Origin of the sequence: Halomonas lysinitropha, assembly GCF_902500215.1 — a bacterium.
GTDB lineage: Bacteria > Pseudomonadota > Gammaproteobacteria > Pseudomonadales > Halomonadaceae > Halomonas > Halomonas lysinitropha.
The window spans coordinates 61213-73565 of the sequence record NZ_CABVOU010000038.1 but is presented as its reverse complement, the minus strand read 5'-3'; the positions used below and the strand labels follow the sequence as shown (position 1 = coordinate 73565).

The following is a 12353-nucleotide window of genomic DNA, read 5'->3' as shown; positions in this document are numbered from 1 at the left end:
TGATGCTCCGACACCCGCATTTTTTCTAACAATACACTGTTAAAAAACGATTTTTTATTAACTGGCAGCTGCTTTGCTTAGGTATGAACAGCAAGGCAGGCGTGGACCAGGCTCCCGGGAGTACGAGTGCGTCGGACCCGACCTTCAACGGCGAAGGCCCAGGATCGTGTGTTCGACCATCACTCGACGAGGTATTCCCATGGAGATCCGCAACAAGGCCAACAGGATTCGCCTGTTGAACCTCAGTACCCCCCAGATGCGCGCCTTCCACTTCTCGTGGTTCGCCTTCCACATCTGTTTCTTCGGCTGGTTCGGCATTGCCCCTCTGATGGCCGTGGTTCGCGACGACCTCGGCCTGAGCAAGACCCAGATCGGCAACACCATCATCGCCTCGGTGGCCATTACCATCATCGTACGACTACTGATCGGTGTGCTCTGCGACCGCATTGGGCCACGCAAGGCCTACACCTGGCTACTCTGCCTGGGCTCCCTGCCGGTGATGGGCATCGGCTTCGCCGACAGCTTCGAAACCTTCTTCCTCGCCCGTCTGGCGATAGGCGCCATCGGTGCTTCCTTCGTGATCACCCAGTACCACACCTCGATCATGTTCGCGCCCAATGTCGTGGGCACCGCCAATGCCACCAGCGCCGGCTGGGGCAATCTGGGCGGGGGGACCACCCAGATCCTCATGCCCTTGATCTTTTCCGGCCTGCTGATGCTGGGTGTCAACGAGGCCTTCGGCTGGCGGCTGGCCATGGTGGTGCCGGGCGTGGTGCTGTTCATTTGCGGCGTCTGCTACTACCTCTTCACCCAGGATGCTCCCAACGGAAACTTCGAGGACCTGCGCGCCCGCGGCGAGCTGCCACCGGCCAGCGGCGAGAGCGGTGCCGGCCAGACCTTCCTGGCCGCCGCCAGGGACATCCGCGTCTGGGCCCTGTTCGTGGTCTATGCCGCCTGCTTTGGTGTCGAGCTGACCATCAACAACATCGCCGCCATCTACTTCTTCGATAACTTCGAGTTGTCGCTGGCCGCCGCTGGCATGATCGCCGGCCTCTTCGGCCTGATGAACATCTTCGCCCGTACCCTGGGTGGCATTTTCTCCGATCTCTTCGCCCGGAAGGCCGGCCTCAAGGGGCGGGTGCGCTGGCTGTTCATCGCCATGCTCTGCGAGGGTATCGCCTTGATGTTCTTCTCGCAGATGCATGTGCTGGCCTTCGCCATCGGCATCATGCTGGTCTTCAGCCTCTTCGTGCAGATGGCCGAGGGGGCCACCTTCGGCGTGGTACCCTTCATCAACAAGCGCGCACTGGGCGCCGTAGCCGGCATCGTGGGCGCCGGCGGCAACGCCGGTGCGGTGGCCGCGGGCTTCCTCTTCCGCTCTGAGGCCCTCAGCTACCAACAGGGGCTCTTCTACCTGGGCGTTGCGGTGATCATCGCCTCATTGTGCGTACTGGTGGTGCGTTTCTCGGACGAGGTGGAAACACAGGAAGCCAAGGCCTACACGGATGCCGTGGGCGAAGATGCCGGGGCAGGTGCCCTGTCGCTGCGCTGACCCCTGCTTAGCGTCACCCTCAGTTTTAACTGACCCACACCACCGCCCCATCGGGCGGTGGTATTGCGTTGAGCGCCCGCATTGCAGCCATATATCGAACTGGGCCATCCTGAAAACCGAGGAGTCACTAGCACAGGAGAGGACGATGCGACATCGTGTATTACTGATTACCGGAGCGTCGACCGGCATCGGGGCAGCGACGGCCCGGGCGGCCTCAAGGGAAGGCTACAAGCTGGTACTGGCCGCCCGCTCCCGGGAGAAGCTGACGGCGCTGGCCGAGGAACTGGGCCCGGAGAGCGTGCTCGCCATCGGCTGCGACGTCACCGCCATGGAAGAGCAGCAGGCGATGGTCGAGCAGGCCATGGAACGCTTCGGTCGCATCGATGCCGTCTTTGCCAACGCGGGGCGAGGTGGCTCACCCGGCGGCTTCAGCGGCGCCGACCACGAGGCCTGGCGGGAGATGATCCTGACCAACATCTACGGGGTCGGGTTGACCCTGCAAGCCAGCCTGCCGGCCCTGCGTCGAAGCCGCGGCCATGTGCTGCTGACCGGCTCGGCCGCCGGACGCACCACCATACCCGGCTCCATGTACAGCGCGACAAAATGGGCGGTGAGCGGGATCGGCTACAACCTTCGCGAAGAGTTGCGCGGCAGCGGCATCCGCGTGACGCTGATCGAGCCGGGGATGGTCAATACGCCCTTCTTCGACGAGCCCCCGGAGCATGCTCTGGAAGACCGTGACATCGCCAACGCCGTAACCTATGCCCTGGCCCAGCCGGAGCACGTGGATGTCAACGAGATCCTGATTCGCCCCACGCCGCCGCGAGAATGATGCACCCCTCTGTGCGTGAAACATGCTTCCGCACATGCAAGACGATGACATCTAACCAAAGGACTCCCCATGACACTTTCAGTCGGCGACAGAATTCCGGACATCACCCTCAAGACCAATGGCCCCGACGGACCACAGGATCTCTCCACCGGCGACTTCTTCGCCGACAAGCGCGTGGTGCTTTTTGCCGTGCCCGGGGCCTTCACGCCCGGCTGCTCCAACACCCACATGCCCGGCTTCGTGGTGCGTGCCGATGACATTCTCGCCAAGGGGGTCGATGCCCTCGCCTGCCTCTCGGTGAACGATGCCTTCGTGATGGGTGCCTGGCAGAAGGACCAGAATGCCCAGGCGATCACCATGCTCGCCGACGGCAATGCCGAGTTCACTCGGGCCATCGGCATGGACAAGGATGCCACGGCCGGCGGCATGGGCATCCGCAGCCACCGCTATGCCTTGATCGCCTTCGACGGCGTGGTGGAATACCTCGGCGTCGATACCGAGAGGGGCGTGGTAGACAAGAGCAGTGCCGAGACGATTCTCGAAAAATTGGCCGGCTAGCGGACCCTCGATCCAGGCGATCGAAGAGCCAACGACCCGTCCCCCGGCGAGACGTGTCAGCCGCCCACACGCAGGACTAAATCAATCGATATCGGCGGCTTGGGGCTGCGACGTGACGCACGCATGGGTCCCCTCCTCTTCGGCACTTCCTTCGATAAGCGATTTAAGCTCGGGGATGCAGCTGCCGCACTGGGTGCCGCAGGCGAGGCGGGCGCCCAACGCCTCGACGCTGGCATCCCCCCTGCGGATGGCGGCGACGATGGCCCCCTCGCCTACCTGGTGACAACTGCAGACCAGCGGACCGCTGTCGCCGGCCCCGTCGTCGCAGCCGGCCAGCAGCCGACGCCTCTCCCCCGTGGACAGCGCCTCGCCCAGGGCGGCCTCGGCGAAGCGCTTATCGAGCCAGGCCAGGCCGGGTAGCTCGGCGGGCGGCCCCACCATCAGCCACCAGCGCAGATGCCCTTCCTCGATGCCCGCCGCCCGCAGCCGGCCTTGGGCCGGGTCGTCACACCACAGCGACGCTGGCACCGTCAGCCGCTGGGCTACCCAGGCCAGCCAGTCGCGTGCCTCGTCGCCGGCCAGCTGCCAGCGCTGCGCCCGGGCCAGGGGGATGCGTGCCCAGTAGTCGACCTCGTCGCACCAGAACGGCTCGACGGCGAGGTCATCGGCGACCAGCAGGGTCGCTTCCCAACCACAGGCCAGGGGCGCGAGGGAAACGGCACCATGCTTGGATTCTGGCTGGCCCGACAGCGGATCGACGTGACCCTCGAGCAAGGCGCCCATACGCGCCCTGCTGCTGAACTGGTCGGTCCAGTGCATGGGAACGAAGAGCTCACCGCGGCGCTGGGCCCGGGAGAGGCGTGCCCGGCCGACGTAGTCACCGCCGGCGCCTACGAGCCGCGCCAGCTGCTGGTCCACGATCCCATGGGAGGCGGCATCGTCCGGATGGACTTCGATGAAGGGTTCGGCGCGGTGATTCATCAGTCGCGGTGCCCGGCCGGTGCGCGTCATGGTGTGCCACTGGTCGCGTACCCGGCCGGTATTGAGCCGTAGCGGACGGGCCGGGACGAGCGTCTTCGCGGGGCCGCGTGGCCGCACCGGCACCAGTCTGGCTCGCCCATCCGGTGTCGCGAAGCAACCCGTCTCGAACAAGCGTGCGGTGCCATGGGGGGCGTCGGCCGTCACCGGCCACTGGATGGGCGCCAGGGCGTCATAGGCGGCGCGGTCGAGCCCGGCCAGGGCGGAAATATCGAATAGCCGCGACCCCTCGCCCGGGGTGTGAGAAGGGTTCTCGAAGCCCGAGAGCTGCGCATGCTCGTCGAAGATCTCGGCGGGATGGGTATAGGCAAAGGCCTCGCCAAAGCCCAACCGCCTGGCCACCTCGGTGATGATCCACCAGTCGTGGCGTGCCTCTCCCGGCGGCGACAGAAGGCCGCGCTGGCGCGAGATGCAGCGCTCGGAGTTGGTCACGGTGCCATCCTTCTCGGACCAGCCGGAGGCGGGCAGCACGATGTCGGCATAGGGCAGCAGGTCGGTGGCGGCCGCGCACTCGGAGACGATCACCAGCGGGCAGCGCGCCAGGGCACGACGCACGCGGTTGGCATCGGGCATGCTCACCGCCGGATTGGTGGCCATGATCCACACCGCCTGCACCTCGCCGCGCTCGATGGCCTCGAAGAGCGCCAACGCCTTGTAGCCGGGCCCGTCCGGCAGGGTCGGCACCAGGTTCTGGGTCGCCCAGAAACGGGTCACCCGGTCGATGGCGCCGGGCGTGGGGTAGTCCATGTGGGCGGCGAGCTGGTTGGCCAGCCCGCCCACCTCGCGACCTCCCATGGCGTTGGGTTGGCCGGTGATGGAAAAGGGTCCGGCGCCGGGCAGGCCGATCTTGCCGCCCGCCAGGTGACAGTTGATGATGGCGTTGCCCTTGTCGGTGCCGCTGGAGGACTGGTTGATGCCCTGGGAGAAGAGCGTCACCACATGCAGTTGGGTGGTGAACCAGTAGTAGAAGGTCTCCAGCCGCTCCGGGTCGAGATCACAGTCGGCGGCGATTCCCTCCACCGTGGTGTCCTCCTCACGCGCCGCGGCCAGCGCCTCCTCGAGGCCGGCAGTGTGGCGGTCGAGATAGACCCGATCGAGCTTGTTGGTATCGGCCATCCTGGCCAGCAGGCCGGTGAACAGCCGGCCGTCGCTGCCCGGCGCCAGGCCCAGGTAGAGGTCGGCGATCTCGCAGCTATCGGTGACGCGCGGGTCGATCACCACCACGCGCAGCAGCGGGTTGCGGGTCTTGGCGGTCTTGAGGCGCTGGTAGAGCACAGGGTGATTCCAGGCCAGGTTCGAGCCCACCAGCACCACCAGTTCGGCTTCTTCCAGATCCTCGTAGCAGCACGGCACGGCGTCGGCACCGAAGGCACGCTTGTGGGCGGCCACCGCGGAGGCCATGCACAGCCGTGAGTTGGTGTCGAGATGCGGCGTGCCGACGAAGCCCTTGAACAGCTTGTTGGCGACGTAGTAGTCCTCGGTGAGCAGCTGTCCGGAGAGATAGGCGCCAATCGCCGCCGCCCCCTGCGTCTCGCGGATAGCCGCCAGGCGCGTGGCCACGCTGTCCAGCGCGGTGTCCCAGTCGACCTCGACGCCGTCGACCCGTGGCCGGGTCAAGCGGCCGTGATCGCCCAGCGTCTCGTGCAGGGCCGAGCCCTTGACGCACAGGCGACCGTAGTTGGCCGGGTGCTCGCCGTCCCCCTCCACATGGACAATCCGCTCATCGTCCACCTGGGCAAGAACACCACAGCCGACGCCGCAGTAGGGACAGGTGGTTCGGGCCTGTTGCATGTCGACCTCCTCGAGGCTTGCCGGGTATGACCGGGCAAGCGAAGACGCCCACCGCGTCGTCCCGGTCGGGAAGGCGCAGGTGGGCGTCGTTGCCATTTGCCGCCGGGATGACCGCCTAGCCACCCGGCTTGATGTCTCTACCTGAAGCAAGCCATGTGCCAGGCAACGAAAATGCCCGCCATCCTTATGGGTTAGCCTGCCCGCGAGACAAGCGGATCCCGACATGGGTACCCCGCTTGCACCACTTGCAACTCGTCCGATCGAGAACCCGCACCACTGCAGTGCAGCATGAAGCGATCCTGCGGTGTCGCCGCATCGCCAAGACCGCTCACCGCGGGCAAAAGGCGGATCTGGAATGCATCTTGCTTTCGGTGTGTCAGACGCCAAACGACGAGCGATGCCAATGCCCCCACCCTTGAAGATCCTGCTGGTCGACGACGAGCTCGTGCGCGCCGCCATGGTCGAGGAGGCCCTGACCGTGGAAGGTCACGAAGTGGCCTGTCGGCTGCAAAGCCCGGCCAGCCTCAACGAGATGGTCGCCCGTCACCAACCCGACGTGGTGATCATCGACATGGAATCACCCGACCGCGACACCCTCGACAGCATGGCACTGCTCAACCGCGAGAACCCCCGCCCAGTAGTGTTCTTCGCCGACCAGCACGACCCCGACACCATGCAGGCGGCGCTGAAGTCCGGCGTCAGCGCCTACGTGGTCGACGGCCTGGTGCCCGGCCGGGTCAAGGCGATCATCGAGGTCGCTATCGCCCGTTTCGACGCCTTTCAATCGATGCGTCAGGAGCTCGACAAGGCACGCAACCAGCTCGCCGACCGCAAGCGCATCGAACGCGCCAAGGGTCTGCTGATGAAACACCAGGACTGCGACGAGGAGCAGGCCTACCGCATGCTGCGCAAGATCGCCATGGACCGCGGCCAGCGCATCGCCGAGGTGGCCGACAGCGTCATCGACATCCTGGAGCGCCTGGACAAGGGGTCATTGTCATGAGAGAAACTGCCACGACGCCGGAACTCGAGCGTCTAACGCTCGGCTTTATCCCCCTCATCGATGCGGTGCTGTTGATCGTGGCCCGGGAACAGGGCTTCTTCACCGAGCAGGGCCTGGAGGTCACGCTGTCACGGGAGAACGCCTGGTCGACGCTGCGCGACAAGGTCGCGGCCGGCCTGCTCGATGGTGCCCACATGCTTGCGCCCCTGCCGCTCGCCATGAGCCTGGGCATGGAGCGCGCCCCCTGCGACACCCTGGCACCCGCCACCCTCAGCCATAACGGCAACACCCTCGTGCTCGCCACGCGGCTGTGCGAGCAGAGCGGGGCGGCGCTGGGCGATGACCCGGCCGAAAGCGCCCGCGCCCTCGGCGAGTGGCTGGCCCGCCACCCCGACGCGGCGCGGCTCCGCCTGGCCATGGTCTACCCCTTCTCCTGCCAGCATTTCCTGCTGCGCGAGTGGCTGGCCCTGGGCGGGCTCGCCGCCGATCGCGACATTGACCTGATCGCCCTGCCGCCGCCGCGCATGGTAGCCGCCCTGCGCGAGGGTCGGATCGACGGCTTCTGTGTCGGCGAACCCTGGGGCAGCCTCGCCGAGCACGAGGGGGTTGGCCGGCTGGTGGCCAGCGGCGCCCAGCTGTGGCCCGACCACCCCGAGAAGGTATTGGGCGTGACCCGTTCCTGGGCACGACGCTACCCGGCCACGCTCGCCGCCCTGCTGCGTGCGCTGAACAATGCCAGCGACTGGCTCACCGCGACCCCGGAACACCGTCGCCAGGCTCTCGATTGGCTCGCGCTGCCGCCCTACCTGGATCGCTCGGTCAGCCATCTCGACAGCCTGCCCTCAGGGCAGGCACCGATTCTCCAACGCCTCTTCGGTGACGACCTGCTGCGCCCCGACGTCGAGGCCATGGGCCGGATCGCCGAGGCGTTGCAACGTCACCTGCACGCCAAGGGCCGAGCGCTCGATATCCGCACCTTGCACGAGTGCCACGCCCCCGTGCATTTCGACGCTGCCCTGCACCAGTAATGTGCGGTCAGCCTAGGCGCACGATGATCCATCGACCCGCTCTGGCAACATCAAGCTATTGAAAGAATAGAATAAATATTAAAAACCCGGCCTTTTGGCCGGGTTCTTGTCTCTCTAATGAGTAATAACGGCGATCAACGGTGATTGCCCATCCCAGACGAAGACGTCTCAGTGCTACCCGATGCCGGGATAGCGCAGAGGCGTCTTTTTTTGTCACACCGGAGGTGCCAGATCATGCACCCAGCCCTGCACAAGACCGAACACCTGGTGATCATCGGCAATGGCATGGCCGGCCACCGGCTGGTCGAGGCCCTGCTCGAGCGACCGGACCGCCCCGCGCGGATCACCGTGATCGGTGATGAGTCGGCTGCCGCCTACAACCGCATCCTGCTCTCGCCCTGGCTGGCCGGGGAGATGGAGCGCGAGGCCCTCACCCTGCGCGAAGCCACCTGGTACGCCGATCAGGGCATCGAGCTGGTGCTCGGCGAACGGGTCACGTCGATCGAATGCGCTCATCACCGGCTGACCACCGACGCCGGTCGCATCCTTGATTACCACCGCCTGGTGCTGGCGACCGGCTCGCGTCCCACCATGCCGGCAGTCCCCGGCATCGAGCTTGCGGGTGTCCATGGCTTTCGCGACCTCGAGGATGTCGCGACCCTGACCGAAGCCGCCGGGCAGGGAGGGCACGCCGTGGTGATCGGTGGCGGTCTTCTCGGCCTGGAGGCGGCCGAGGGGTTGCGTAAAACCGGACAGAGCAAGGGACCCGGCCTGGACGTCAGCCTGCTGCAACGCTCGAGCCGACTGATGAACCGCCATCTCGATGCCACCGCCGCCGACCTGCTGGAGGCCGAGCTCGTCAGCCGCGGCCTCAGGATCCACACCGAGGCTCGTCTTGCCGCCCTGGAGGGGGACAAGGCGGGTCGGGTGGTCGCCATCCATCTGGAGGATGGGCGGCGCCTGGCCGCCGACTGCGTGGTGGTGGCGGCGGGCATCACCCCCAATGCCGAGCTGGGCCAGCGTGCCGGACTCGACGTCGACCGGGCCATCGTGGTCGACGACACCCTGACCACTTCCGATGCCTCGATCCATGCCCTGGGCGAGTGCTGCCAGTTCGAGGGCACCACCTACGGGCTGGTGGAGCCGATCTGGCGCCAGGTCGAAGTACTGGCCGCGGCCCTGTGCGGTGACGACGTGGCCGGTTATCGCGAGCAGCCCAGCGCCACCAAGCTCAAGATCAGCGGCATCTCGCTGTTTGCCTTCGGCCCCACCGAGGCCGCTCCCGGCCATGAGGTGCTCGCCTACCACGACCCCGAGCAGGGCGACTACCGCCGTCTACTGCTGCGCGATGGACGCCTCGAGGGCGCCATCCTCTACGGCGACACCGCCATGGGCCCCTGGCTGTTCACCCAGGCCCAGGCGGGCAGCGATCTTACCGCCTGTCGCCAGGCGCTGCTGCTCGGCTCGGCCGATGCCGATGCCCTGCTCGATGCCCACCACACCGGCACCGATTCCGACACCCTGGACCGCCCCGTCAAGGAGGCCGCATGAACCGCGAAGCCCAACGACTTATCATTATCGGTAACGGCATGGTCGGCCATCATCTGGTCGAGCAGCTGATCGAACGCGGTGCCACGGCGCACTACGCCATCACCGTCTTCGGCGAGGAGCGTCACCGCGCCTACGACCGGGTCCACCTCTCCGAGTACTTTACCGGCCGCGATGCCGACTCCCTGGCCCTCTCCGACGTCGACTGGTATGCCGCCAACGGCATCGAGCTGCGCCTGGCCGAGGCGGTGACTGCCATCGACCGCGATGCCGGGGAAGTGGTGACCGCCAAGGGCCGCATCCCCTACGACCGCCTGGTACTGGCCACCGGCTCCTATCCCTTCGTGCCGCCGATTCCCGGCAGCGATCGTGACGGCTGCCTGGTTTACCGCACCCTGGACGACCTGGACGCCATTCGCACCGCCGCTGAACAGGCATCCACCGGCGTGGTGGTAGGAGGCGGTCTGCTGGGGCTGGAAGCGGCCAATGCCCTGCGTGGCCTGAACCTCGACACCGCCGTGGTGGAGTTCGCCCCGCGCCTGATGCCCATGCAGGTCGATAGCGAGGGCGGCGAACTGCTGCGCGAGAAGATCGAGGCCCTGGGCGTACAGGTACACACCGAGCGTGCCACCCAGCGCATCGAGGACGGAGAAGACGCGACTCACCGCATGGTCTTCCAGGATGACAAGGTGCTGGAGGCCGACCTGATCGTCTTCTCCGCCGGCATCCGCCCGCGCGACGACCTGGCCCGGAACAGCGCCCTGGAGATGGGCAAGCGCGGTGGCGTGGTGATCGATGACCGCTGCCTGACCAGCGACCCGGCAATTCTCGCCGTGGGCGAGGTGGCACTCTGGAACAACAGCATCTTCGGCCTGGTCGCCCCGGGCTACCAGATGGCCAAGGTCGCCACCGACACCCTGCTTGCCCCTTTTGATCACATTCAGGGCGAGAGTTTCCGCGGCGCCGACATGAGCACCAAGCTCAAGCTGCTGGGTGTCGACGTGGGCGCCATCGGCGATGCCCACGGCAACCAGACACCCGGCGCCCGGGTATTCCGCTACCTCGACCAGATCAAGCAGCAGTACCGCAAGCTGGTAGTCTCCGCTGACGGCAGGCGACTGGTCGGCGCCATGCTGGTGGGCGACAACGGCGTCTACGACACCCTGCTGCAGTACTACAGCAATGGCCTGGACCTTCCCGAGGAACCGTCCTCGCTGATCCTGCCCAGCATTGAAGGCGCCCCGACACTGGGGCCGGACGCCCTGCCCGAGACGGCCACCATCTGCTCCTGCCATAACGTCAGCAAGGGCGATATCTGCGCAACCCTGGATACCGGCGCCAGCGACCTGACAACCGTCAAGGGCGAGACCAAGGCCAGCACCGGCTGCGGCGGCTGCGCGGCCCTGCTGAAGAGCGTGGTGGAGCACGAGCTGGAAGCCCGCGGCGTGGCGGTCGACCATTCCCTCTGCGAGCACTTCGCCCACACCCGGCAGGGGCTCTACGACATCGTGCGTGTCGAGGGCATCAAGACCTTCGGCGAGCTGATCGACAAGCACGGCAACGCCGCAACCCACCGCCTGGGCTGCGACATCTGCAAGCCGGCGGTGGCCTCGATTCTCGCCTCCTGCTTCAACGAGCCGATCACCGATGCCGCCCACATCCCGCTGCAGGACACCAACGATACCTTCATGGCCAACATGCAGAAGAACGGCACCTATTCGGTGGTCCCCAGGGTGCCCGGCGGCGAGATCACCCCGGACAAGTTGGTAGTGCTGGGCAAGGTGGCGCAGAAGTACGCCCTCTACACCAAGGTCACCGGCGGCCAGCGCATCGACCTCTTCGGCGCGCGCCTGGAGGAACTCCCGGATATCTGGAGCGAGCTGCTCGATGCCGGCTTCGAGACCGGCCACGCCTACGCCAAGTCGCTGCGCACGGTGAAGTCCTGCGTCGGCAGCAGCTGGTGTCGCTACGGGGTGCAGGACAGCGTGGGCATGGCGATCCGGCTGGAGCATCGCTACAAGGGCCTGCGCTCGCCCCACAAGCTCAAGTTCGGCGTTTCCGGCTGCACCCGGGAGTGTGCCGAGGCCCAGGGCAAGGACATCGGCGTGATCGCCACCGAGCACGGCTGGAACCTCTATGTCTGTGGCAACGGCGGCATGCGACCGCGCCATGCCGAGCTCTTCGCCACCGACCTCGACGACGACCGGCTGATCCAGCTCATCGACCGTTTCCTGATGTTCTATGTGCGCACCGCCGATCGCCTGCAGCGCACCTCGGTGTGGCGCGAGAACCTGGAGGGCGGCCTGGACTACCTCCAGGAGGTGGTCATCGACGACCGCCTGGGGATAGGCGAGGAGCTGGAGCGCCAGATGCAGACCGTGATCGACACCTACCAGTGCGAGTGGGCCGATGCCATCGACGACCCGGAGAAGCTCAAGCGCTTCCGCAGCTTCGTCAACGACAGCCGCCCGGATCCGGACATCATCGTGACCGAGGAACGCGGGCAGCTTCGCCCCGCGTAAAGGAGTTTTCCCATGACCACTGCAGCAGCCAAGATCATGACCCAGACCTGGCAACCCCTGTGCCACCGTGACGACCTGGTGCCCTTCTCCGGCATCGCCGCCTGGATCGAGACCGACGAAGGCCCCGCCCAGATCGCCATTTTCTACATTCCGGTCGGCCCGAACACGCCGGGAGAGGCCGACCACGAGTGCGAGCTCTTTGCCCTGGACCACCATGACCCTTTCGCCAACGCCAACGTCATCGCCCGTGGTATCGTCGGCGACCTCCAGGGCGAGCCGGTGGTGGCCTCGCCAATCTACAAACAGCACTTCCGACTCGCCGACGGCCAATGCCTGGAGAACGATGACGTGAAGCTGCGCACCTGGCCGGTGGGCCTCGAAGGCGACCAGGTGATGATTCAGGCCTGAGAGCCGCTGGCCGCTCACCGCTGCTACCGTTATGCTGGTATTGATGCATTGCAGCGGCGGCCTGGCCGGGCCG

General features: G+C 66.3%; 9 protein-coding genes. 8 read left to right on the top strand and 1 reads right to left on the bottom strand.

Translation table 11 applies throughout. The annotated features are described in order from the left end of the window. Window positions 1–199 precede the first annotated feature (199 nt). The 3 genes from HALO32_RS11480 to HALO32_RS11470 all read left to right on the top strand — a co-directional run bounded on the left by HALO32_RS11480 (window position 200) and on the right by HALO32_RS11470 (window position 2942). Complete coding sequence (locus tag HALO32_RS11480; RefSeq protein WP_151444012.1) at window positions 200–1552, top strand: MFS transporter; 1353 nt, start codon at window positions 200–202, stop codon at window positions 1550–1552. A 145-nt stretch (window positions 1553–1697) separates the two neighbouring features. After that, entirely contained in the window at window positions 1698–2384 is a 687-nt protein-coding gene (locus HALO32_RS11475; RefSeq protein WP_151444011.1) for an SDR family oxidoreductase, read from the top strand. A 69-nt stretch (window positions 2385–2453) separates the two neighbouring features. Next, a complete protein-coding gene (locus tag HALO32_RS11470; RefSeq protein ID WP_151444010.1) occupies window positions 2454–2942 on the top strand; it encodes a peroxiredoxin in 489 nt (162 codons plus the stop codon). Between the two features lie 81 nt (window positions 2943–3023). Here HALO32_RS11470 and HALO32_RS11465 read toward each other — a convergent pair whose 3' ends face one another. Then, window positions 3024–5771, bottom strand: coding sequence for a nitrate reductase (locus HALO32_RS11465; RefSeq protein WP_151444009.1), 2748 nt, complete (start codon window positions 5769–5771; stop codon window positions 3024–3026). 403 nt (window positions 5772–6174) lie between these two features. Between HALO32_RS11465 and HALO32_RS11460 the strand changes: the two genes are divergently transcribed. From HALO32_RS11460 to nirD, 5 genes are all read left to right on the top strand, one after another. Beyond that, entirely contained in the window at window positions 6175–6774 is a 600-nt protein-coding gene (locus tag HALO32_RS11460; protein ID WP_151444008.1) for an ANTAR domain-containing response regulator, read from the top strand. Continuing rightward, entirely contained in the window at window positions 6771–7802 is a 1032-nt protein-coding gene (locus HALO32_RS11455) for a CmpA/NrtA family ABC transporter substrate-binding protein (RefSeq protein ID WP_151444007.1), read from the top strand. Before HALO32_RS11460 ends, HALO32_RS11455 begins: the two co-directional genes overlap by 4 nt. A gap of 234 nt (window positions 7803–8036) precedes the next feature. Next, window positions 8037–9353 (top strand): NAD(P)/FAD-dependent oxidoreductase, encoded by a 1317-nt coding sequence (locus HALO32_RS11450; protein ID WP_151444006.1) that lies wholly within the window; start codon window positions 8037–8039, stop codon window positions 9351–9353. Then, a complete protein-coding gene (nirB, locus tag HALO32_RS11445; protein WP_151444005.1) occupies window positions 9350–11872 on the top strand; it encodes a nitrite reductase large subunit NirB in 2523 nt (840 codons plus the stop codon). The genes HALO32_RS11450 and nirB overlap by 4 nt, the downstream gene beginning before the upstream one ends. 12 nt (window positions 11873–11884) lie before the next feature. Continuing rightward, entirely contained in the window at window positions 11885–12280 is a 396-nt protein-coding gene (nirD, locus tag HALO32_RS11440) for a nitrite reductase small subunit NirD (protein ID WP_151444004.1), read from the top strand. Window positions 12281–12353 lie beyond the last annotated feature (73 nt).

What these genes read in the sequence shown, in the direction of transcription:
- HALO32_RS11480 (WP_151444012.1), top strand. Translation starts at nt 200, where the DNA reads ATGGAGATCCGCAACAAGGCCAACAGGATTCGCCTGTTGAACCTCAGT.
- HALO32_RS11475 (WP_151444011.1), top strand. Translation starts at nt 1,698, where the DNA reads ATGCGACATCGTGTATTACTGATTACCGGAGCGTCGACCGGCATCGGG.
- HALO32_RS11470 (WP_151444010.1), top strand. Translation starts at nt 2,454, where the DNA reads ATGACACTTTCAGTCGGCGACAGAATTCCGGACATCACCCTCAAGACC.
- HALO32_RS11465 (WP_151444009.1), bottom strand. Translation starts at nt 5,771, where the DNA reads ATGCAACAGGCCCGAACCACCTGTCCCTACTGCGGCGTCGGCTGTGGT.
- HALO32_RS11460 (WP_151444008.1), top strand. Translation starts at nt 6,175, where the DNA reads ATGCCCCCACCCTTGAAGATCCTGCTGGTCGACGACGAGCTCGTGCGC.
- HALO32_RS11455 (WP_151444007.1), top strand. Translation starts at nt 6,771, where the DNA reads ATGAGAGAAACTGCCACGACGCCGGAACTCGAGCGTCTAACGCTCGGC.
- HALO32_RS11450 (WP_151444006.1), top strand. Translation starts at nt 8,037, where the DNA reads ATGCACCCAGCCCTGCACAAGACCGAACACCTGGTGATCATCGGCAAT.
- nirB (WP_151444005.1), top strand. Translation starts at nt 9,350, where the DNA reads ATGAACCGCGAAGCCCAACGACTTATCATTATCGGTAACGGCATGGTC.
- nirD (WP_151444004.1), top strand. Translation starts at nt 11,885, where the DNA reads ATGACCACTGCAGCAGCCAAGATCATGACCCAGACCTGGCAACCCCTG.